Raw genomic sequence first — 21,007 nt, forward strand, 5'->3', positions numbered from 1 at the left:
GACCAGCGCCATCATGTCCGCTCATGGCGGGTCGACGGGAAAGGGTCCGATTGGCTGTCACTTCTGCGAGAGGCAGGATTAATGCAGTGCGCATTGATCGCGCGCACGCTTGAGGTCAGCCGTTTCGGCTCCTTCGTCAAACCAATCGCAGATCGGTTCTAGCAGCGTGCGCGCCTCATCAATCCTTCCTTGGCTCCGCCAGAGTTCTGCGAGGCTTGTGGCGGCGCGCAACTCCAAGGACTTGGCGCCTTGACCACGCGCCACCTCAATGGATTTCCTAAGATGAGACTCGGCTTCGCCGACTTTCGATGGGTCGAGCGATAGGAGAATTTGGGCTTTTTGCCGGTGTAATTCCGACTCCCATGCCCTGCCCGTCACATCACCTAAGCCGGCCAGGAGCCTTTCGACCAACGTTAGTGCGCGTTCATTCTCGCCGGCCTTGGCGTCAATTTCCGCCAGCCAGCTATTCATCATTGGCATCATGAAACCGACACCGTTGCGCCGCGCCTCGTCGATTCCCAGTGCGATCTCGGATCGGGCCTCCTCAATTCGGCCAATCTCGCCGACGGCCCGGCCTCGCGAAATTCGCGATAGAATTACGTACAGCGAAAACCGCTGTTCTTGTGACATTTCGAAGCTGTTCTGGGCGCTCTCGAGAGCGCGAGCGGCGTCCCCGCGCAGAAGGTGCACGACAGAGGTCATGTAATGAGCGAACGCCACTGTGTACGGGTGAGCAAGATCCTGAGCCAGGGCCAACGCTTCCGACACGCGCGAAAGGGATCGATCGGGATAGCCGAGGAACCACAAGTCCCAGGACTGAAGCAGCAGTGAAGCCGCTTGAGGCTCCACCATGTAAAGGTGATAAAGGGGCTGTCTTCCTTCGCTGATCGAAAGCCTGATCGTCTCTTCGAAATGGTTCGCTGAGGATTGGAAGTCCCCGATTGTCAACAACGTGCTGCCCATCACTCTATGAGCCACCATCGCCAGCACGGGGCTAGACAAGTCTCGTGACCGCAGCAGAAACTCATCGGCCATGCTGAGCGCCTCATCGTTCCTTCCCCCCATCCATGAGTGTCCCCACAACCCAAACAGGGCTTGGAAATATTCAGGGATGTCGCCGAGACGCAGGCATAAGGCGCTAGCTCTGGAAAACGCTTCGCGGGTTTCCGTGGAGGCATACCCTTTGACGGCGATAAGCGGTATTCCCAGCGCCAGCTGAACCTCGACCTCTTGTTTGGTCCGCTCGGGCGTTTCGGGCATCGTTTTCAGAAGCTGAAGCGCACTTCGAAAATTGGCAATCGCTTCGATGTTGGCGGAGTGCGCGAGCGCGCGCTGCCCGGACTTGAACCAATAACGGATAGCCGAATTGTGATTGCCTGCTTCCTGATGATGATACGCCACGACTTCGGTCTGATTTTCCGCAAGCTCCGGAAAGTCATGCTCCAGGACCATGGCGATCTCGGCGTGGATCTGCTGTCTTTTGCTCCTGAGCAAAGAATCGTAGATCGCATCACGCAGCAATACGTGTTTGAACGCGAAGCGGAGGGAAGGCGAAATGTCGACTCGATATATGATGTCAGCCTGTTCGAGCAGCGAGAGTGCTGACAGGATATTATCTTCGTCGAGTTGCGATACGGCCGACAACAGATCATAAGAGAACTCGCGCCCGATCACCGCCGCAATCATTGCAAGTTTGCGACTCGGCGCAACGCGGTCGAGCCGCTCCATCAATGCGTCACTCAGCGTGTCCGGAACCCTGAGCAATGCTGCTTGTGCCGTCCGCTCGGACGCACCTCGACCGAGTACAGGTGCGCTCAACATACTGTTTGTCAGTTCCTCGATGTATAGCGGGACGCCATCGGCCTTTTCGATAATTTGGTCCAGCAGCGGCTGAGGCATTCTCCCGCCCCTCAACAGACCTCCAATCATCGCCTTCACTTCCGTATGCGATAATCGAGTCAGCGAGTGCACGGTGATATTCGCATGAGTGATCCATGCAGGGCGGAACTCCGGTCGGCACGACACTATAAGCAGCACGCGGGCGTGGTCGATCCGGCTGATAATCAGGTCAAGCAACTCAACCGTCGACGGATCCAGCCAGTGTGCATCCTCAAAGATGCAGAGCGTGGGCCCTTGGACGGAGAACGCCAACAGCATATCGACAAGCGTACTTATGGTTCTGTTCTTTATTTGCTGCGGGGTCAGGCGAGACAATTGGAGGTGATCATGCACTGGGATGGATAACAGCCTGGCGACCAGCAGGACCGGCTCGGCGGAATTATCGGGAAGGTAAGCCCTGAGCTTGGCGAGCTTGTCTGCATCGGGCTCGCGCGGTGTTATTTGGGCCGAATGTTGGATCTGCTCGATGACGGGGAAGAACGCGCTCTGATTATGGTAGGGCGAGCATTGATGATGCAGCAGAATATGCGGTTCCTGCTGAATATGCGATTTCAACTCGTGGAGCAGCCTCGACTTCCCGACTCCCGGAATACCCGAAAGGAGTATGACCTGGCCATCACGCTCCTTGACTTTCTGCCACCTGTCGAGCAGCAGGCTCAGTTCGCTTGAGCGTCCAATGAGCGGAGTAAGAGAGCCCGTATGCGCAGCCTCGAAGCGGCTAACCGTGCTTTTCGCCGCCAGCACGCGATACAAATGAAGGGGGTGAGTCACACCCTTGAGTTCGTGGATGCCGAGGTCCTGAAAATCAAAAGCGGCCGATATGAGACGCCTCGTCGTCTCTGAGATGAGTACCGTATCTGGAGCGGCAAGGGCCTGCAGGCGCGCCGCAATGTTCGGTGTCTCTCCCACCGCGTCCATCGACCAGCGGCCGCTATCTCCAATGTCACCGACAACAACCGGTCCAGAGCAAACACCCACTCGACAAGACAGAGTAACCGGACCTGAGATCTTCGTGACCCCGGACGCGATCTCCAGTGCGGCGTGAACGGCACGAATGGCGTCATCCTCATGAGCGGAGGGCCAGCCGAAAAATGCCATGACGCCATCGCCGAAATACCGGGCCACCTCGCCGCCATACCGCCCGATCGCGGTGCTGCATTCCTCCCGGTACGCGTCGATAAGTTTTTGGAGATCCTCAGGGTCCAGCTTCTCGGAGAGCTGTGTAGAAGCCACAAGGTCGCTGAACAGTACGGTAATCTGACGGAACTCAGGTTCGCGATGCTGCGCAATGGAGGGCGGCGCCACAGCGACTCTTGAACCCGCAAGCGTCTCGCCGCCGGGCTGGCGCGAAGCGGTCAATGCTTCAATCGCCCTAAGCAGCTTCTTGCGGTGACCTAAGGAAGAAACTCCAATTTGCTTGAGATCGTTTTCCGTCAAATCCGGAAGGAGGGAATATTCGATGTTGTTTTCCGCGAAGGCTTGGGCGTACTGGCCTAGACCGTGTCTGACCAGCCACTCAGCTAAGTCGGTGTTTGTCCTCGTCATCGAAGAGGCCCTCCTCTTACCGCCGTAGGACCCCTTATACTATCTCACGACGGGGACGCCGGAACAGTGCGTGCTTGCGCTCAGGCCCAGCAAACCGCGATGACGTCGCGCTGTTCCGCTCAAGCCGCGGGACGAGCGCTGCAATCCTCGTCTTTTGAAGGCCCTGAACTGAGACAGTATGGGAGCGCTTCTCCGATCGCCTGTCGAAGCTCGTCGACCATCTCGGCTTCGGATTTATGGAGTTCGTGATTATAGCCTTCCGCCATGATCAATGCCGATTCATACGTCTCCTGAACGACTGCGATACGGTCACTCGCAGGAAGAGACGCGACGAAGTCGATGGTGTCTTTGACGTGCGTGGCCTCACTTCCGAGAGAGCTATGGCTTCTGAGAAAGCGGGTCGCGTCGACGCCATCCGGACACAGCGCCTGGACTTTCTCGACGTCGGCCTTCTGCTTGAGCGCGGCGATGCGCTCCAGGCAGTAGGAATACCCTATGCAGCCGATCGGGTAGTCCTGCGAGCAAAGGTCATCGAAGCGCTTGCAGAGTGGCTTGATCCCCTGCGGGATGAAATTGGTGACGAGTCGCTCGGCCGGCAAACCGAGCGCACGCAGATCCTTGAGCGCGAGGCGATCGTGACCAGACTCCTCGCGCGCCCGTTCTTCAAGGTAGGCCGCGACCTCGGGCCTGCCCAGTTCCTCGAAGCGGCTGGCCGCGCGCCGCAGATTTCGAGGCGTATCGACAGACGTGTGATAGGCGCCGACCAGGGCCGCAACATAGCCCGCGAGCGTCTGGTCCGGACGTGCGAGGCGTTCTTCAATCGCGGCAAATCCGAGATTGATCGCGCCGTCGAGCAGCCCGATCGCGCTGCCCGCCGTACCCACGCCCGTCATCGGCGTCGCGAATGGATCTACGTTCCCTTTCGTCCCACCCGTGGTGTGGAACCAGACCTGTCCGGAGTCGCGAGCAATGATCGAAATATCACCCGTGACGTTGACCCACTCCGTCCTCAACCGCTTCATTAGAAACCTCCCAACCTGCAGTGCTCAGCACGGACCGTCTGTCTGCCGTTGCCACTTCGGACACGCGCTTCAAACTGGAGACGGATCGCGCCTCCCCTCGAACCGAACGGTAACCGCGCTAGATTCCGTTGGGCGTACAAGACATCAGCAAGCGAGCCGTTTCCAGAAGAGACTGGCCGGGTCGAGGGGTCACGCGGCCTCTGTTCGGCAGCACAAAGACGACTTCATCGGGGTCTTGCATGATGTAGTGACCATCGTGCTCTTCTTCCGTGATGATGACCGCGCGGTTCAGATAGATACCTCGCGCCGCGAGCGCGACTTTGGCTCGGTTCGCGGCGGCGGCCGTCACGGTAGTGTTGTCCGCCTCACGTTCCAGCAGCGAATTTCGGAAATCGTCTTCGACCCACGCGTCGACGATCAACTGCGCGAGCGAATCGTTGGGGCTGAAGGAGAAGGTTGGAACCGTCACCTCTGTCGGAGCCGCCGCGCCTCTCAAAACGACATTCTTTTTAATGGCCATGATCAGCCTTCCCTAATTAAGCGGGCTCGGGATCTCGCCGTCCCGCACCATTTAAATGCATTATATTTTTTGCATTTTAATTGTATAACCTCAGGATGGCAAGTTAGAATAGCGGTCACGGCCGCATGATCATAAATTCATCGTGCCGCTCCGGGGGGACACCGGTGACGGTATTCGGATTGGCCAACTCCAAACAAATTGGATACGAAATTTAAATATCCAGCGCGCGCCTCTACCCGGCGTTGCAATTTAAATGTCTGCCGATTGCGGCACGCTTTGTTGCTTGAAAATCGGGAGTGCGTAGGCCCCGGCATCTCCAATCTTGCCCGCACTCAGAGGTTGGCCGAAAAAAACTGGTCTAGGGCTTCGAGACGCGCGATGTACGAGCGGCAGCACAGGTCATCATTCTTTAGATTTCGAAGAGGAGGGCAGCGCATGGCCTCAAAAATTATCCAGCGCCTTGATCACGGTGTGAATCCAGCGACGACAAAGTCGGATAGGCTCAGGCCAATTTGCTGCCCGCATGAGTCCGGATTTGGCCCTTCTGCGACATTCAGCGATGTCCGCTATTGCGCGCTAGTGGCAGTGAAGCGGACATCGGGCGCGCCGGAGCCGAGCACTCCGATCTGACCAGGCGCTGTGGTCTTCGGTCTGCCTACTCCTCGTCGTCTTCGTCCTCGTCTTCATCCTCGTCGTCTTCGTCGCTCTCGTCCTCTTCCACGCGCGCGAGCGTGGCCAGCGGCAGCGTCTCGCGGAACAAATCGCCTTCCATGCCCATCCAGAGGCAGATCACGTCGTTCTCCTTCACTTCCGCGACCGTCAGCGGCTGGCCGCCGGATTTCAGCATCACGACATCACCGGCTTTCACTTCCATGGATTGTCCTTTCGCGTTGATCGACCGGACGCGAAGCTAGCAATTTGTCATGACATCCGGAAAACGGGGGCGGTGGATGAGACCGCGCACTCCCATGCACGGAACGCTCAGGTGCCGGGGCCGCTGGCAAAGGGGGCCTTCATCGCAAGGCCTGCGACGATGCCATCATGCCCCTGTTTTGCCCGACGTGTCAAAAAGAATTTCGTAAAATCGAAAATCGAGCTTGCGTTTGCCGTAAGCCCTTGAGTTTGCAACAGTCGGCTACTGTGCATGGGGTTGTTTTTCGATAATTTGTTGTCGCGGGCTTGTTTACCCCGGCAGCAGCTCGGTCAGCGAGCGGATGATGCGGTCTGGCTTGACGATCGAGCCCTCGGGCAGGCCGTCGCCATGCACGTCGATCCAGATCGAATAGATGCCGAGGCGCTGCGGCGTCACGACTTCCCATTCCAGATTGTCGCCGATCATCCAGGTGTCATCAGCGCTGACGCCGAGCGCCTCCATCGCGTGCAGATAGGCGCGCTCCTCGGGCTTGCCGAAGCCGTGCTCGCCTTCGATCTGGATGTGATGGAAGCGGTGCGCGAGCTCGAAGCGCTCGACCTTGGCGCGCTGGGTGTCGGCGGCGCCGTTGGTCACCAGAGCGAGCTTGATGCCGAGCGCCTTCAGCTGGTCGATTGCCTCATGCGCGCCGGGGAAGACGAACATCTCCTCCTCGCGATAGGCGGTGAAACGGTCGGCGATGCGGATGGCGAGATCGTCGGGCAGGGCGCGGTGGCCGGCGGCCGCGAGCGCGGCAAAGCCGCCCTTGACCGTGAGGTGGCGGGCTTCGGCGAGCTTCAGCCGCCATGCGGCTTCCGCGTTGGCCCAGAAGTTTCGCGCGAACGCCAGCACCGCGGTTGCGACCAGCTGTGGCGGCAGCGGCGCGAGTTCTTCGGCGAACTCGGCCGTGATCGTGTTCCACGCGATCTCGGGCCGGCCATAGGCCGACAGAATGGTGTCGTCCATGTCGATCAGCATGGCGCGAGGGAGCGGCGGCATGGCGAGGCTCATGGCCATTTCACTTCCGGCGGCAGCGACGACAGGATCGAATCCACATTGCCGCCGGTCTTGAGCCCGAAGATCGTGCCGCGGTCGTAGAGCAGGTTGAACTCGACATAGCGCCCGCGCCGGATCAATTGCTCCTCGCGATCCGCCGCGGTCCAGGCGCTCGCGAAATTGCGCCGCACGATCTCAGGATAGATCTTGAGGAAGGCGCGGCCGACGTCCTGGGTGAAGGCAAGATCTGCGTCCCAGTCGCCGCTGTCATGCCAGTCGTAGAAGATGCCGCCGATGCCGCGCGCCTCTTTGCGGTGCGGCAGGTAGAAATATTCGTCGCACCACTTCCTGTACTTGTCATAGTCGGCGACACCGCTCGGCTGCGCGCAGGCCTCCTTCATCGCGGCGTGGAAGGCGATGCTGTCGGCATCGTCCTGCGTCCGCCGCCGCTCCAGCACCGGCGTAAGGTCGGCGCCGCCGCCGAACCAGGCTTTTGTGGTGACGACGAAGCGTGTGTTCATATGCACCGCGGGCACATGCGGATTGCGCAGATGCGCGATCAGCGAGATGCCGGAGGCCCAGAATTTTGGATCCTCTGCGGCGCCGGGGATCTGAGCACGAAATTCAGGGGCGAATTCGCCGTGAACGGTCGAGCAATGCACGCCGACCTTCTCGAACAAGCGGCCATGCATCGTCGACATCACGCCGCCACCTCCGGCCGCGCCGGTATGATCGGTGCGCTGCCACGGCGTGCGCTTGAAACGACCGGCTTCGCCCGGATAGAGGCTTTGCGGCGCGTCGTCCTCCAGCCGCTCGAAGCTCGCGCAGATGTCGTCGCGCAAGGCTTCGAACCAGGCGCGAGCGCGGCCCTTGCGGTCTTCGATTGTTGAGGCGTCCATACTCAATTCCCGAAACGAACCTGCCGTAGGGTGGGCAAAGGCGCCCTTGCGCCGTGCCCACCATCTTCACCGCGATTCCGAACGGTGGGCACGCTTGCGCTTTGCCGACCCTACGAATCTCACTCTTGCGGACCGTAATAGGTGCAGCTCTCGTTGCAACTGTCGCGGTGGATGCTGACGCGGGTGAGCTTGCCGATATGCGCCAGCCTGTCCCAGACGAAGCGCGAGAGGTTTTCCAGCGTCGGGGTGCCCAGCGCCTCGATCTTGTTGAGATATTTGTGGTCCAGCATCAGGCGCACGTCCTCGATGGCGCGCTGAAGGAGCCCGAGGTCGACGACCATGCCAGTGTTGGGATCCGGCGTGCCGCGAACCGTTACCTCGGCGCGGAAGGAGTGGCCGTGGATCTCTTCGCTCGCCGCACCGAACGTCGTGCCCGACAAAGAGTGCGCCGCCTCGAAGCGGAACGATTTCGTCAATTCCCACATCTGTCCGTCAACAATCCTATCTGATGCCGAGCGATTTATGCGTCTGCACGCTCAACCGCCATTGCGGATGGCGCAGGCAATAGTCGATCGCACGCGCGGTGTTTTGGGCGACCTCGGGTCCGTCCATCGGCTGCAGCGAGAAACGCTCGAAGGCGAGGCCTTCGTAGGTCTCGGGCGCGGCGAGCGCCTGCGGATAGACCAGCTTCAGCTCGTGGCCGTGGCGTAGCACGAGTTCGCTGCCGCCCTTGGGGCTGACACAGATCCAGTCGAGCCCCGCCGGGGCGGCAATCGTGCCGTTGGTCTCGACGCCGATCTCGAAGCCGCGGGCGTGCAGGGCGTCGATCAAGGCGGTATCGACCTGGAGCAGTGGCTCGCCGCCAGTGAGCACCACGTAGCGGTTGGCAGTGGATGCGGCCCATTGCGCGGCGATGGTGTCGGCGAGTTCCGCAGCCGAGGCGTAGCGGCCGCCGAGCGTGCCGTCGGTGCCGACGAAATCCGTGTCGCAGAACTTGCAGGTCGCCTCGCTGCGGTCCGCCTCGCGGCCGCTCCAGAGGTTGCAGCCGGCAAAACGGCAAAACACCGACGCGCGCCCGGCATGGGCGCCTTCGCCTTGCAGGGTCAGGAAGATTTCCTTGACCGCGTAACTCAACTCTCGCTCCTCAATCCTTTGGGCCTTCGGGGTTCCGGATCTGGCGCAGCGCCTCGCCGGCGGCCATCGCCGCGGTCATGGCCACATTGAGCGACCGCAGGCCGGCCCTGATCGGTATCACCAGCCGCGCATCCGCAGCCTCGAGCACCGCATCCGTGACGCCGGCGCTCTCGCGTCCGAATAGCAGGATGTCCGACGTCTGGTAACGGAAATCGCGGTAGTCGGTGGCACCTTTGGTGGTGAACAGCAACAGGCGGTAGCCTTGTGCCGCACGCCAGTCCTCGAATCTCGCCCAGGAGTCGTGCCGGGTGATGCTGACCTGGTCGAGGTAGTCCATTCCCGCCCGGCGGAACGAGCGGTCCGAGACGGGGAACCCTGCCGGTTCGATGATGTGAGCGGCCATGCCCAGACAGGCGCAGAGCCTGAGAATCGTGCCGGTGTTCTGGGGAATGTCGGGTTGGAAAAGCGCTATCTGCATGGGCTGTGGCGGGTTGGTTGCGGGGGCAAAATGTCTCAATAAAACATCGCATCCCCGGGAATTCGTGCATTGCACGCTCCCGCGCCGATAGCGGGCTTGCGCTCGCCCGGCAAGGGTGCCAATAGAACGATTCTGGACTGCTGTTTTCCCCGTTTTGGGCGTGAGCAAGCAAAGTTCTGCCGCCGCGGGGGGCCGCGGGCGCCGGCAGCCTTCTGGGGACCTCATGGGCGCCCCCCGGAGCGGTTCGACCGGTCGCATAAGAAGAAAGGGTTGGAATCGTGACGACAGCGTCTTCGGCGGACCATCCGACACGCCGTGATTTCTTATTCGTTGCAACGGGGGCAGCCGCTGCAGTAGGGGGCGCGGCCGCGCTCTGGCCCTTCATCTCGCAAATGAATCCGGATGCGTCGACCATCGCCGCCGGTGCGCCGATCGAGGTCGATCTCAGCCCGATCGCCGAGGGCCAGGACATCAAGGTGTTCTGGCGCGGCAAGCCGATCTACATCAGCCACCGCACCAAGAAGCAGATCGACGAAGCGCGCGCCGTCAACGTGGCGAGCCTGCCCGATCCGCAGTCCGACGAAGCCCGGGTCAAGTCCGGCCACGAGCAGTGGCTGGTCGTGATAGGCATTTGCACCCATCTCGGCTGCATCCCGATCGCTCATGAGGGCAATTACGACGGGTTCTTCTGCCCCTGCCATGGGTCGCAGTACGATTCGTCCGGCCGCATACGCCAGGGGCCCGCGCCCGCGAACCTGCCAGTGCCGCCGTACCAGTTCGTTTCCGACACGAAAATCCAGATCGGCTGAGCTTCGGACTATCGTCCGAAGCTTCGCGCCGTCTCGTCGTATTATTTCCTCAGGATCGCATCATGAGCGGACCATCCGACTACCAGCCGAGCAATCCGGCCCTGCAATGGATCGAGCGGCGTCTGCCGATCTTTGGTCTCATCCACTCCTCCTTCGTCGCCTATCCCACCCCGCGCAACCTGAACTATTGGTGGACCTTCGGCGCCATCCTCTCCTTCATGCTGGCGATGCAGATCCTGACCGGCGTGATCCTGGCGATGCACTACACGCCGCAAGCCGATCTCGCCTTCAAGTCGGTCGAGCTGATCGTTCGTGACGTGAACTACGGCTGGCTGCTGCGCAACATGCACGCGGTTGGCGCCTCGATGTTCTTCGTCGCCGTCTACGTCCACATGTTCCGCGGCCTCTATTACGGGTCGTACAAGGAGCCGCGCGAGGTGCTGTGGATCCTCGGCGTCATCATCTACCTGTTGATGATGGCGACGGGCTTCATGGGCTACGTGCTGCCCTGGGGCCAGATGAGCTTCTGGGGCGCCACGGTCATCACCAATCTGTTCTCCGCCATTCCCTATGTCGGCGAGAGCATCGTGACACTGTTGTGGGGCGGCTATTCGGTCGGTAACCCGACGCTGAACCGCTTCTTCTCGCTGCACTATCTGCTGCCGTTCCTGATCGCGGGCGTTGTCGTCCTCCACGTCTGGGCGCTGCACGTCGCCGGTCAGAACAATCCTGATGGCGTCGAGCCGAAGACGGAAAAGGACACGGTGCCGTTCACGCCGCACGCGACCATCAAGGACATGTTCGGCGTCGCCTGCTTCATGCTGCTCTACGCCTGGTTCATCTTCTACATGCCGAACTATCTCGGCGACGCCGACAACTACATCCCGGCGAATCCGGGCGTGACGCCGCCGCACATCGTGCCGGAATGGTATTACCTGCCGTTCTACGCGATCCTGCGCTCGATCCCGAACAAGCTCGCGGGCGTCATCGCGATGTTCGGGGCGATCATCATCCTTGCCTTCCTGCCCTGGCTCGACAGCGCCAGGACGAGGTCGTCGAAGTATCGTCCGCTGGCCAAGCAGTTCTTCTGGATCTTCGTCGTGGTCTGCATCCTGCTCGGCTATCTCGGCGCGCAGCCGCCGGAAGGCATCTACGTGATTGCCGGCCGGGTGCTGACGGTGTGCTACTTCGCCTACTTCCTGATCGTGCTGCCGCTGCTCGCGCGCATCGAGAAGCCGCGACCGGTTCCGAACTCGATCTCGGATGCTGTGCTGGCCAAAACCGGGAGCAGATCGACGCCGATGGTGTCGACCGCGATCGTGCTGGCGCTCGCCGGTTCGTTGTTCGCGGGTTCGATCGACAGCGCGAAAGCGTCCGAAGGCAGCGACCAGCCGCCGGCCAACAAATGGTCGTTCTCGGGCCCTTTCGGTAAGTTCGACCGCGGCGCGCTCCAGCGTGGCCTGAAGGTCTACAAGGAAGTCTGCGCCAGCTGCCACGGCCTGTCCTACATCGCCTTCCGCAACCTCGCGGAAGCCGGCGGCCCCGGCTATTCGGTGGCGCAGGCGACGGCGTTTGCCTCCGAGTACAAGGTCAAGGACGGCCCGAACGATGCCGGCGACATGTTCGAGCGTCCGGGCCGGCCGGCGGATTATTTCCCCTCGCCATTCCCGAACGAGCAGGCCGCGCGTGCGGCGAACGGCGGTGCGGCACCGCCGGACCTGTCCCTGATCACCAAGGCGCGCTCGTATAAGCGCGGCTTCCCCTGGTTCATCTTCGACTTCTTCACCCAGTACCAGGAACAGGGTCCGGATTACGTCGCGGCCGTGCTTCAGGGCTTTGAAGAGAAGGTGCCCGAGGGCGTCACCATCCCGGAAGGCTCCTATTACAACAAGTACTTCCCGGGTCACGCCATCAAGATGCCGAAGCCGCTCAGCGACGGCCAGGTGACCTACGATGACGGCTCGCCGACCACGGTCGCGCAATACGCCAAGGACGTCACCACGTTCCTGATGTGGACCGCAGAGCCGCACATGGAAGCGCGCAAGCGCCTCGGTTTCCAGGTGTTCGTGTTCCTGATCATCTTCGCGGGCCTGATGTACTTCACCAAGAAGAAGGTCTGGGCCGGCTCGCACTGAGTGGCGCGAGACGAGAATGAAGAAGCCCCCGCGAGGGGGCTTTTTTGTTGGGCTGTCATTCCGGGGCGATGCGCAGCATCGAGCCCGGAATCCATTCCTCCACCAACGCCGTAGCCCGACGGATTCCGGGTTCGCCCCTGCGGGCGCCCCGGAATGACGTGAGTGTGGATTGCGTCATCCTCTTGCACCCGCCAGAATACCCACAACCGCTCCCCCAAAACTCATCGGAGGACACCATGGGAACCACCATCACCTTCAAGCGCCCGGATGGCAAGGACGCCTCGGGCTATCTCGCCAATGCCGGGCGCGGCAACGCGCCGGGCGTGGTTGTGATCCAGGAATGGTGGGGCCTGTCGGACCAGATCAAAGGCCTGTGCGATCGCTTTGCGCTCGCCGGCTTCGACGCGCTGGCGCCCGATCTCTACAAGGGCAAGGTGGTGCCCTATCACGACGCGGACAGCGCCAACAAGGAGATGAACTCGCTCGACTTCATGGACGTCACCACGCAGACCGTGCGCGGCGCCACGCAATATCTGTCGCGCAACGGCGCCAAGGTCGGACTAACAGGCTTCTGCCTCGGCGGCGCCGTCACCATCATCGGCGCGACCAAGATCCCGGAGCTCGCGGCCGGCGTCGTGTTCTACGGCATCCCGCCGGAGCAGGCGGCCAAGCCCGCCGACGTCAAGATCCCGCTCCAGGCTCACTTCGCCAACAAGGACGATTGGTGCACGCCGGAGTTGGTCAATGGCTTCGAAAAGGCCATGAAGGCCGCCGGCAAGTCGCTGGAGCTGTTCCGCTATGACGCCGAGCACGCCTTCGTCAACGAGCAGCGCCAGGCCGTGCACGACCGCGAGGCCGCCGAGCTCGCCTGGGGCAGGGCGACGGAGTTTTTCCGAAAGCATCTCGGCTGATAGCCCGTAGCCCGGATGGAGCGAAGCGTAATCCGGGGATTGTCTCGTGGCATGACCCCGGATTACGCTGCGCTCCATCCGGGCAACAGCCCTTGGCGCCGCCCTTGACGCCGCCCCCGCGCCATGGTGAGTATCCGCCCCATGAGCACCGCCGTCCACCCAGCCCGTCTCTGGTGGCGCACCTCCTAACGAGGTGGCCGTGCGATTTTCCTTTCCCAAATCGTCTGAGGTCGCCAACGCAGTGCGGCGGCCTGATCGTTTGTCCTGTGTGGCGTTCCCTCGGCAAGTTTCGTAAGAGGACGACATGAACAGGACAGTCTTTGCCCTCCCGGCCAGAAGCGACTATGTGACCCGTGCAGGTCTCGCGATCACGCGCGTGGCCGAGCAGTTCACCGGCGGCGCGAGCCGGCTCGACGATCTCGTTAGCCTGCTCGACCGCCGCCGCGGCGTGGTGCTGTCCTCGGGCACGACTGTGCCCGGCCGCTACGAGAGCTTCGATCTCGGCTTCTCCGACCCGCCGCTCAAGCTCGAGACATCAGGCGTCAATTTCAAGCTGGAAGCGCTGAACCAACGCGGGCAGGTGCTGATCACCTTTCTCACTGAGGTCCTGCGCGAGCCCTGCGTGGTGATCTCCGAGAAGACAGCCACGCGGCTTACAGGTCACATCATCCGCGGCGATGCGCCGGTCGAGGAGGACCAGCGCACCCGGCGTGCCAGCGTGATGTCGCTGGTGCGCGATCTCGTCGCCGCCTTCTCCGCCAATGACGACGGGCTGCTCGGCCTGTTCGGCGCTTTTGCCTACGACCTCGTCTTCCAGATCGAAGATCTCGTGCAGAAGCGGGCGCGAGAGAGCGACCAGCGCGACATCGTGCTCTACGTGCCCGATCGCCTGCTGGCCTATGACCGCGCTACCGGCCGCGGCGTGGTGCTCACTTACGATTTCGCCTGGAAGGGCAAGTCGACCGAAGGCCTGCCGCGCGAGACGGCCGACAGCCCATATCTGAAGACGCCGCGCCAGGGCTTTGCCGATCACGCGCCCGGCGAATATCAGGCCACCGTCGAGACGGCGCGCGCAGCCTTCGCGCGTGGCGATCTGTTCGAGGCGGTCCCGGGCCAGCTCTTCGCCGAGCCCTGCGACCGCTCGCCGGCCGAAGTGTTCCAGCGCCTCTGCGTCATCAACCCCTCGCCCTACGGCGCGCTGATGAATCTCGGCGAGGGCGAGTTTCTCGTCTCGGCCTCGCCGGAGATGTTCGTGCGCTCGGACGGCCGCCGCGTCGAGACCTGCCCGATATCAGGCACGATCGCACGCGGCACCGATGCGATCGGCGATGCCGAGCAGATCCGCCAGCTCCTGAACTCGGAGAAGGACGAGTTCGAGCTCAACATGTGCACCGACGTCGACCGCAACGACAAGGCGCGCGTCTGCGTGCCCGGCACCATCAAGGTGCTGGCGCGGCGGCAGATCGAGACCTATTCGAAGCTGTTCCACACCGTCGACCACGTCGAGGGCATGCTGCGCCCCGGCTTCGACGCGCTCGACGCCTTCCTCACCCACGCCTGGGCGGTGACGGTAACAGGCGCGCCAAAGCTCTGGGCGATGCAGTTCGTCGAGGATCACGAGCGCTCGCCGCGGCGCTGGTATGCCGGCGCGATCGGCGCGGTGAATTTCGACGGCAGCATCAACACTGGTCTTACCATCCGCACCATCCGCATGAAGGATGGCTTGGCTGAAGTGCGTGTCGGCGCGACCTGCCTGTTCGATTCAGATCCCGCCGCGGAAGACCGCGAATGCCAGGTCAAGGCCGCCGCCCTGTTCCAGGCGCTGCGCGGCGATCCGCCAAAGCCGCTGTCGACCTTTGCGCCCGATGCCACCGGAAGCGGCAAGCAGGTGCTGCTGATCGATCACGACGACAGTTTTGTCCATATGCTCGCCGACTATTTCCGCCAGGTCGGTGCCAGCGTTACCGTGGTCCGCTATGTGCATGCGCTCGACATGCTCAAGCAGAAGAAGTGGGATTTGCTGGTGCTGTCGCCCGGCCCCGGCAGGCCGGAGGATTTCGCGATCAAGAGGACCATCGATGCGGCCCTGGAGAAGAGGCTGCCGGTGTTCGGCGTCTGCCTCGGCGTGCAGGCGATCGGCGAATATTTTGGCGGCGAACTCGGCCAGCTCACCCATCCCGCCCACGGCCGGCCCTCGCGGGTGCAGGTGCGCGGCGGCCGCCTGATGCGCAATCTGCCGAACGAGATCGTCATCGGCCGCTATCACTCGCTGTTCGTGGAGCGCGACAGCATGCCCGAAGTTCTGAACGTCACCGCCAGTACCGAGGACGGCGTCGCCATGGCGCTCGAGCACAAGACCCTGCCCGTCGCCGGCGTGCAATTCCACCCGGAATCGCTGATGTCGCTTGGCGGCGAGGTGGGGCTGCGTATTGTTGAAAACGCGTTCCGGCTGGATGCGCGCGTTGATTGAGAGGCACCAATGACCTTTGACCACGATCTGAAGGCGAGCGTCCGCACCATTCCCGACTATCCCAAGCCAGGGATCATGTTCCGCGACATCACGACCTTGCTTGCGGATGCGCGCGCCTTCCGCCGCGCGGTCGACGAGCTCGTCAATCCCTGGGCCGGCAACAAGATCGACAAGGTCGCCGGCATGGAGGCGCGCGGCTTCATCCTCGGCGGCGCAGTGGCGCATCAGCTCTCGGCCGGCTTCGTGCCGATCCGCAAGAAAGGCAAGCTGCCGCACACCACCGTGCGCATCGCTTACTCCCTCGAATACGGCATCGACGAGATGGAGATGCATGTCGACGCCATCCTGCCCGGCGAGCGCGTGATCCTGGTCGACGATCTCATTGCCACCGGCGGCACCGCGGAGGGCGCGGTGAAGCTGTTGCGCCAGATCGGCGCCAATGTCGTTGCGGCCTGCTTCATTATCGATCTGCCCGAACTCGGCGGCGCCGCCAAGCTGCGCGCCATGGAAGTGCCCGTGCGCACGCTGATGACGTTCGAGGGGCATTGACCAATATAGAGCCCGGGTAATTCCAGGCTACGATCGCTGCAGAATCAGGTTCAGCTCGAGCTCCCGGAAGGCGATATAGTTCCGCCGGGTCCATTGGTGCAGCTCGGTCGAGGAGTCCTTCTCCTGGCGCAGATAGCCGGTGAAAGAGAAGGTCAGCCGGTCGATATAGGTCTTGAGGAAGCCGGGGAGCGCGGGCAGGCGGAACAGCCGGCCGCCGGCCATTGCGAGCGGCAGCTCGCCGCGCACGACATATTCGTTGTCGACCGTGATCAGGTTCATGCGCGGGATCTGCGCGCGCAGCATCTCGTGCGCGCGGGCCGAAACGCGGTCGGTGTCGGCGACGAACAGGATCTGAGGCGCGACGTGACGGCGGGCCGCCTCCTTCAAGAGACCGATCTCGTCGGTCATCTTGAAGAACTCGTCGAAGGCGTGGAAGCCGAGGTCGATCACCTTGGCAAGGCCATCATCGACGATGACACGGTCCATCAGCTGCATCTTGCCGTAGGTGTCGATCACGTCGGCGGTCTCGGTGATCTTCGGCAAGTAATCCAGCAGCGACGGCTCCTTCAGGTTGACGTCGAAGGCCGCGACGTCACCATTCTTGAGCAGCAGGAATTCGCTCAATAGCCGCGCCAGCAGGGTCTTGCCGACCTGCGGGCGGGGCGAGCAGATGATGTAGACGGGTGTCGCGGGCATTACGCATTATCTGAGCGAACTTGTCGCCCAATCCAGCCGTATCAGCCCTGCTTGCGCAACTATTTTTCGCTGTTGCGGGTGACGGGTTTCGAACCGACGATGTCGGTCAGCCGGATCCGGTCGAACTCGCTCCAGACATTCGCGAGCCAATGCCGGACATAGCCGCGCAGCACGAACGAATAGTTCGCGGCGTCGTCGTTCATGCCCTTGTTGGCGACGAATTTCAGGAACGGGACGGAGGAGACCTCGACCTGCTCATAGGCCATTTCATTGAGCTTGGGGATGGTCAGCTCGGTCGCGTCCTTGATGCGGTGGAAGTAGGAATTGTAGGTCGACTGGTCCCACTGGAAGAACTGGGTGTCGTTGATGAAGTTCTTCACCAGGAAATATTTTGCGCCGTTCATGAAGCCCGCGGTCTCGGCGATCTCCTCCAGCGAGGCGATCGAGGGGCCGAGGATGTGGAACACCGCGAAGGTGATCTGGCCGGCCTTGGCGGCGTCGAGGAAGCCGATGTCGCGGAGCGAAGCCAGCGCCGGCGAGAGCAGGCCGGCGCGGACGTCAATGACGGTCACCGACGGGCTCACCGCGTTGAGCGTGTCGAAGATCTTCATCTGGTCGGCCGTGGTCGTCATGTCGACGATCTCGGTGATGTCGGGGTGGAAGCGCTTCAGGGTTCCGCGCGGCGACTCCGTGTCGAACGCACGCGTCGGCACGTTGTTGGCGGAAAAATAATCGAGCAAGGTACGCGACACCGTGGTCTTGCCGACCCCGCCCTTGTCCGCGCCCACCACAACCACTGCCGGCTTTGCCATTGCTGTCCCCTAACGCGCGCCCCCGATCGCGAGGTCGCAATCGGCCGGGCCCCAAATCGATGTCCCAAGTCTGCTGTTGGGCGCGAACATGGCAGAAACAAGGGAGAATTCAATTCCGTAGGCCCCAGTTACGGCAATTCCCGAGGTTTTTCCCAATCGCGGTGAAACTCGCCGCGTGTGGCGGGAATCAGGTGCTCAATGGCGGCCCCAAGGACCCATAGAGTTACCCATAGAATTACCCATTGGATTGGCCGCCGGGTCGCTGGGGGCGGTTCCGGAGGGACTGGGGCGGGCACGGGCGGTGGGCTGGCCGATGCGTCGGCGTCATCCCACGGGCCATGGCGCAACGGCGGCGGGGCGTCCTGCTGCCGGTCGGCTTGCGCCCCCAGCTCCTCCGTCTCGTCCGTGAGCGTCGGCAGGGGGCCGGGGTCGCGGCCGCCGGCAAACTTGACCAGCGCGTCGACCCGGGACTGCACCGAGGGGTGGGTCGCGAACAGATCGGCAAAGCCCTCGCGCGGGTTGTCGACGCAGAGCTCCATCACCGCCGAGGTCGCGCCCGGCAGCTCGCCGCGGCCCTCGATCTTGCGCAGCGCCGAGATCATGGCGTCGGGGTCTTTCGTCAGCTCGACCGAGCCGGCGTCGGCGAGATATTCGCGCGACCGCGACAGCGCGAGCTTGACCACCTGCGACAGCAGCCAAGCCAGCACGATCAGCACGACCGCGATGATGATGACGATGATTGCGCCGCCGCCGGAGCTCTTGCTGTCGCTCGACGACGAGGACGACCGCGACGACGAGGAGGAGCCTGAGGACCACGAGCCGCCGGAGCTGGGGCTCCAGTCGAGGCTCGTGAACAGGCGGAAGAACAATTCGCCGAAGAAGCCGACCACGCCGGCGATGATGACGGCGACCACCATGAGCTGCACGTCGCCGTTCTTGATGTGGGTCAGCTCGTGGCCCAGCACCGCCTCGATCTCCTTGTCGTTCAGCGCATCGAGGAGACCGGTGGTGACGGTGATGGAATATTGCCGCGGATTGAGGCCGGTCGCGAACGCGTTCAGCGCCGGGCTCTCCATGATCTTCAGCTTCGGCATGGTGATGCCGCGCGAGATGCAGAGGTTTTCGAGCAGGTTGTAGAGCCGCGGCTCCTCCTGCCGGGTGACGTCGTGGCCGCCGGTCACGGCGTCGATCATCGACTGGTGGAAGAAATAGGCGATCGCGATCCAGGCGATCGCCGCAATGGTCGCGAAGGGCGCGGCTTTGAGCAGGTCGGCGAAGGCGCGGCTCAGATAGTAGGCCACCGTGCCATTGCCGTTGATGACGACTTCGGCAACCAGCGCGCCGGCATAGACCAGCACGTAGACCAGCATGAACAGGCCGGTGAGCAGCAGCATCGAACGAAACTTGTTCGAGGCGATGTGCGTGTAGAGACCATACGCGGCCATGACGCGGGTGCCCTGCCGGCCTATCGGATCAAATCAGAACTTCACCTGCGGCGCCGCCTCGACCTCGGTACGGCTGGTACCGAGATCGAAGAACTCCTTCCTGGTGAAGCCGAACATGCCGGCGAACAGCGCAGCGGGCATCTGCTGGATGCCGGTGTTGTATTCCTGGACCGCATTGTTGAAGAAGCGGCGGCTCGCCGCGATCTTGTTCTCAAGGTCGGAGAGCTCGGATGCCAGCTGCTGGAAATTGGCGTTGGCCTTGAGGTCGGGATAGGCCTCCGACAGCGCGATCAGCCGGCCGAGCGCGCCGGAGAGCTGGTTCTCGGCCGCGGATACCTGCGCCGGTCCCTGCGCCGACATCGCCGAGTTGCGCGCCTTGATGACGTCGTCGAGCGTGCCGCGCTCGTGCGAGGCGTAGCCCTTCACCGTCTCGACCAGGTTCGGAATCAGGTCGTGGCGCTGCTTGAGCTGGACGTCGATGTCGGCAAAGGCCTGGCCGACGCGCTGGCTCAGCGCCACCAGGCGGTTGTAGGCGCTGAAGGCCAGGAACACGAGGACGACGATGACGCCGAGAACGATCCAGCCGGTCGACATGGAGAACTCCTGAAGGGGGAAGAAGGCGGGCGCTAGGGTAGACCAAATTGGCGCGAAGCGAGAGCCCGGCGCAGAGGGGAGGTAAGGCTTGGTCGGATCAGGAACCACCCAAGTTCAAGGCCAAAGTGCCGGACGAGGTTAACTTTCGGACATGATCGCATCGCCCCAGCGCCAGCGCCGGGCGTCCGCATAGGCCGCCTTGTCGCGTCGTGGGACTTTGGTCAGCGCGACCCCAGCCTCGGTGCAGAGCTTTGCATTGATCTCGGCCTTGTTGACATCCGGCGGCGCCAGCACGCGAGCGGCGCGCGCGGCGGGCGGGGTGCGGGTCAGGGCGACGTAGATGAAGCGCTCGTCCTCGAATGGCACCTCGGCGCCCTTGATCTGCCGGTGCGCCCGCGAGCGCGGCAGGCGCTGGGAGAAATGGCACCAGTCGGGCGCGATGAGCGGGCACGGTTTTTCGTGTGGGCAGGGTGCGGCGACATAGGCGCCTGCCGCGATCAGCTGCTGGCGCAGGGCGAGGATGCGCGCGTAGCCGGCGGGCGTACCGGGCTCGATCACCACCAGCGCGTGGCGCGCTTTCGCCCACATCGCCTCCGCGAGCTTGCGCTGATCTGCCTCGCTGAGCTCGCCGATGATGTAGCTGGCAACAACGAGATCGGCTTGCGAGACCTCGGCGAGGTTACCGCCCGCGTCACCGGGCAGATAACGGCAGTCCGACAATCGCGAGCTGTCGCGCGCCAGTTCGAGCGCCAGCCGGCTGAGCGTGCTGTTGGCGTCGAGTAGGGTGAAATCTTGCAGCGACGGAAACGCCTCGGCAGCGGCCCAGCTGGCGGTGCCCGGACCTGCGCCGACGTCCAGCAATGTTTCCGGAGCGAAGTCCGGCGCGATCTCAGTCAGTGCATTCAGGCTCGCGGCCACCGCCGCATACGTCGCCGGCATGCGCGCCAGCGCGTAGGCGAGGGCATCGGCCTCCGACTTGATCGTGCCGGAGCCGCCGCCGGCGCGATAGGTGGTCGATATTTTCTGCGATCGTTGTGCGGCGTCGGTGCGCGAAAAGCCCTGGAGCTTGGCCTCGAGGGCGGCTTTGAGTTCGGCGGGGAGGTTGGGTGAGATCATCATCCGCGGTCATGCCCCGCGCAGGCGGGGCATCCAGTATTCCGAGAGGGTAGCCGTCAACCGAGAA

At 62.7% G+C, this 21,007-nt stretch carries 18 protein-coding genes and 1 pseudogene; 5 read left to right on the forward strand and 14 right to left on the reverse strand.

Features of this window, described 5'->3' with window-relative positions; all coding sequences use genetic code 11:
- Positions 1-78: 78 nt before the first annotated feature.
- From LRP30_RS10320 to LRP30_RS10360, 9 genes are all read right to left on the reverse strand, one after another.
- On the reverse strand, positions 79-3,444 hold the full coding sequence (locus tag LRP30_RS10320) for an adenylate/guanylate cyclase domain-containing protein (RefSeq protein ID WP_249760243.1): 3,366 nt from the start codon (positions 3,442-3,444) through the stop codon (positions 79-81).
- A gap of 119 nt (positions 3,445-3,563) precedes the next feature.
- Positions 3,564-4,466 (reverse strand): hypothetical protein, encoded by a 903-nt coding sequence (locus LRP30_RS10325; RefSeq protein ID WP_249760244.1) that lies wholly within the window; start codon positions 4,464-4,466, stop codon positions 3,564-3,566.
- Between the two features lie 118 nt (positions 4,467-4,584).
- Positions 4,585-4,986 (reverse strand): hypothetical protein, encoded by a 402-nt coding sequence (locus tag LRP30_RS10330; protein ID WP_128935595.1) that lies wholly within the window; start codon positions 4,984-4,986, stop codon positions 4,585-4,587.
- A gap of 655 nt (positions 4,987-5,641) precedes the next feature.
- On the reverse strand, positions 5,642-5,860 hold the full coding sequence (locus LRP30_RS10335) for a DUF2158 domain-containing protein (RefSeq protein ID WP_091894253.1): 219 nt from the start codon (positions 5,858-5,860) through the stop codon (positions 5,642-5,644).
- A gap of 309 nt (positions 5,861-6,169) precedes the next feature.
- Positions 6,170-6,913: an HAD family hydrolase gene (locus LRP30_RS10340; protein WP_249760245.1), complete on the reverse strand. Its 744-nt coding sequence runs from the start codon at positions 6,911-6,913 to the stop codon at positions 6,170-6,172.
- Positions 6,904-7,791: an oxygen-dependent coproporphyrinogen oxidase gene (gene hemF, locus LRP30_RS10345; RefSeq protein WP_249760246.1), complete on the reverse strand. Its 888-nt coding sequence runs from the start codon at positions 7,789-7,791 to the stop codon at positions 6,904-6,906. The genes LRP30_RS10340 and hemF overlap by 10 nt, the downstream gene beginning before the upstream one ends.
- A 119-nt stretch (positions 7,792-7,910) precedes the next feature.
- A complete protein-coding gene (locus LRP30_RS10350; protein ID WP_128935592.1) occupies positions 7,911-8,276 on the reverse strand; it encodes a 6-carboxytetrahydropterin synthase in 366 nt (121 codons plus the stop codon).
- A gap of 16 nt (positions 8,277-8,292) precedes the next feature.
- Positions 8,293-8,925 carry a 7-carboxy-7-deazaguanine synthase gene (gene queE / locus LRP30_RS10355; protein ID WP_249760247.1) on the reverse strand — a complete coding sequence of 211 codons (633 nt, stop codon included), beginning with the start codon at positions 8,923-8,925 and terminating at the stop codon, positions 8,293-8,295.
- A 10-nt stretch (positions 8,926-8,935) separates the two neighbouring features.
- On the reverse strand, positions 8,936-9,403 hold the full coding sequence (locus LRP30_RS10360) for a tRNA (cytidine(34)-2'-O)-methyltransferase (RefSeq protein ID WP_249760248.1): 468 nt from the start codon (positions 9,401-9,403) through the stop codon (positions 8,936-8,938).
- A 278-nt stretch (positions 9,404-9,681) separates the two neighbouring features.
- On the opposite strand from LRP30_RS10360, the gene petA reads away from it, so the two are divergent.
- The 5 genes from petA (at position 9,682) to LRP30_RS10385 (ending at position 16,277) form a co-directional block, all read left to right on the forward strand.
- The gene (gene petA, locus LRP30_RS10365; protein ID WP_011085272.1) at positions 9,682-10,212 is read left to right on the forward strand and encodes a ubiquinol-cytochrome c reductase iron-sulfur subunit; all 531 of its coding nucleotides are present in this window, start codon (positions 9,682-9,684) and stop codon (positions 10,210-10,212) included.
- A 62-nt stretch (positions 10,213-10,274) separates the two neighbouring features.
- Positions 10,275-12,347 (forward strand): cytochrome b/c1, encoded by a 2,073-nt coding sequence (fbcH, locus tag LRP30_RS10370; protein ID WP_128935589.1) that lies wholly within the window; start codon positions 10,275-10,277, stop codon positions 12,345-12,347.
- A gap of 236 nt (positions 12,348-12,583) precedes the next feature.
- Positions 12,584-13,258, forward strand: coding sequence for a dienelactone hydrolase family protein (locus LRP30_RS10375; RefSeq protein ID WP_249760249.1), 675 nt, complete (start codon positions 12,584-12,586; stop codon positions 13,256-13,258).
- 304 nt (positions 13,259-13,562) lie between these two features.
- On the forward strand, positions 13,563-15,728 hold the full coding sequence (locus tag LRP30_RS10380; protein ID WP_128935587.1) for an anthranilate synthase component I: 2,166 nt from the start codon (positions 13,563-13,565) through the stop codon (positions 15,726-15,728).
- A 9-nt stretch (positions 15,729-15,737) separates the two neighbouring features.
- Positions 15,738-16,277 carry an adenine phosphoribosyltransferase gene (locus tag LRP30_RS10385; RefSeq protein ID WP_249760250.1) on the forward strand — a complete coding sequence of 180 codons (540 nt, stop codon included), beginning with the start codon at positions 15,738-15,740 and terminating at the stop codon, positions 16,275-16,277.
- A gap of 27 nt (positions 16,278-16,304) precedes the next feature.
- Here LRP30_RS10385 and LRP30_RS10390 read toward each other — a convergent pair whose 3' ends face one another.
- From LRP30_RS10390 to LRP30_RS10410, 5 genes and pseudogenes are all read right to left on the reverse strand, one after another.
- On the reverse strand, positions 16,305-16,973 hold the full coding sequence (locus LRP30_RS10390) for a hypothetical protein (protein WP_249760251.1): 669 nt from the start codon (positions 16,971-16,973) through the stop codon (positions 16,305-16,307).
- Positions 16,974-17,032: 59 nt separating this feature from the next.
- On the reverse strand, positions 17,033-17,785 hold the full coding sequence (locus tag LRP30_RS10395) for a hypothetical protein (RefSeq protein ID WP_128935584.1): 753 nt from the start codon (positions 17,783-17,785) through the stop codon (positions 17,033-17,035).
- 195 nt (positions 17,786-17,980) lie between these two features.
- Positions 17,981-19,230, reverse strand: a pseudogene (locus LRP30_RS10400) (M48 family metallopeptidase).
- A 33-nt stretch (positions 19,231-19,263) separates the two neighbouring features.
- Positions 19,264-19,824 carry a LemA family protein gene (locus LRP30_RS10405; protein ID WP_128943715.1) on the reverse strand — a complete coding sequence of 187 codons (561 nt, stop codon included), beginning with the start codon at positions 19,822-19,824 and terminating at the stop codon, positions 19,264-19,266.
- 138 nt (positions 19,825-19,962) lie between these two features.
- Positions 19,963-20,943: a small ribosomal subunit Rsm22 family protein gene (locus LRP30_RS10410; protein ID WP_249760253.1), complete on the reverse strand. Its 981-nt coding sequence runs from the start codon at positions 20,941-20,943 to the stop codon at positions 19,963-19,965.
- Positions 20,944-21,007: the final 64 nt, after the last annotated feature.

The sequence above is a fragment of the Bradyrhizobium sp. C-145 genome (assembly GCF_023375135.1).
GTDB lineage: Bacteria > Pseudomonadota > Alphaproteobacteria > Rhizobiales > Xanthobacteraceae > Bradyrhizobium > Bradyrhizobium zhanjiangense.

What these genes read in the sequence shown, in the direction of transcription:
- LRP30_RS10395 (WP_128935584.1), bottom strand. Translation starts at nt 17,785, where the DNA reads ATGGCAAAGCCGGCAGTGGTTGTGGTGGGCGCGGACAAGGGCGGGGTC.
- LRP30_RS10350 (WP_128935592.1), bottom strand. Translation starts at nt 8,276, where the DNA reads ATGTGGGAATTGACGAAATCGTTCCGCTTCGAGGCGGCGCACTCTTTG.
- LRP30_RS10390 (WP_249760251.1), bottom strand. Translation starts at nt 16,973, where the DNA reads ATGCCCGCGACACCCGTCTACATCATCTGCTCGCCCCGCCCGCAGGTC.
- LRP30_RS10380 (WP_128935587.1), top strand. Translation starts at nt 13,563, where the DNA reads ATGAACAGGACAGTCTTTGCCCTCCCGGCCAGAAGCGACTATGTGACC.
- LRP30_RS10410 (WP_249760253.1), bottom strand. Translation starts at nt 20,943, where the DNA reads ATGATGATCTCACCCAACCTCCCCGCCGAACTCAAAGCCGCCCTCGAG.
- LRP30_RS10385 (WP_249760250.1), top strand. Translation starts at nt 15,738, where the DNA reads ATGACCTTTGACCACGATCTGAAGGCGAGCGTCCGCACCATTCCCGAC.
- LRP30_RS10325 (WP_249760244.1), bottom strand. Translation starts at nt 4,466, where the DNA reads ATGAAGCGGTTGAGGACGGAGTGGGTCAACGTCACGGGTGATATTTCG.
- LRP30_RS10320 (WP_249760243.1), bottom strand. Translation starts at nt 3,444, where the DNA reads ATGACGAGGACAAACACCGACTTAGCTGAGTGGCTGGTCAGACACGGT.
- fbcH (WP_128935589.1), top strand. Translation starts at nt 10,275, where the DNA reads ATGAGCGGACCATCCGACTACCAGCCGAGCAATCCGGCCCTGCAATGG.
- LRP30_RS10405 (WP_128943715.1), bottom strand. Translation starts at nt 19,824, where the DNA reads ATGTCGACCGGCTGGATCGTTCTCGGCGTCATCGTCGTCCTCGTGTTC.
- LRP30_RS10330 (WP_128935595.1), bottom strand. Translation starts at nt 4,986, where the DNA reads ATGGCCATTAAAAAGAATGTCGTTTTGAGAGGCGCGGCGGCTCCGACA.
- LRP30_RS10375 (WP_249760249.1), top strand. Translation starts at nt 12,584, where the DNA reads ATGGGAACCACCATCACCTTCAAGCGCCCGGATGGCAAGGACGCCTCG.
- LRP30_RS10360 (WP_249760248.1), bottom strand. Translation starts at nt 9,403, where the DNA reads ATGCAGATAGCGCTTTTCCAACCCGACATTCCCCAGAACACCGGCACG.
- hemF (WP_249760246.1), bottom strand. Translation starts at nt 7,791, where the DNA reads ATGGACGCCTCAACAATCGAAGACCGCAAGGGCCGCGCTCGCGCCTGG.
- LRP30_RS10335 (WP_091894253.1), bottom strand. Translation starts at nt 5,860, where the DNA reads ATGGAAGTGAAAGCCGGTGATGTCGTGATGCTGAAATCCGGCGGCCAG.
- LRP30_RS10340 (WP_249760245.1), bottom strand. Translation starts at nt 6,913, where the DNA reads ATGGCCATGAGCCTCGCCATGCCGCCGCTCCCTCGCGCCATGCTGATC.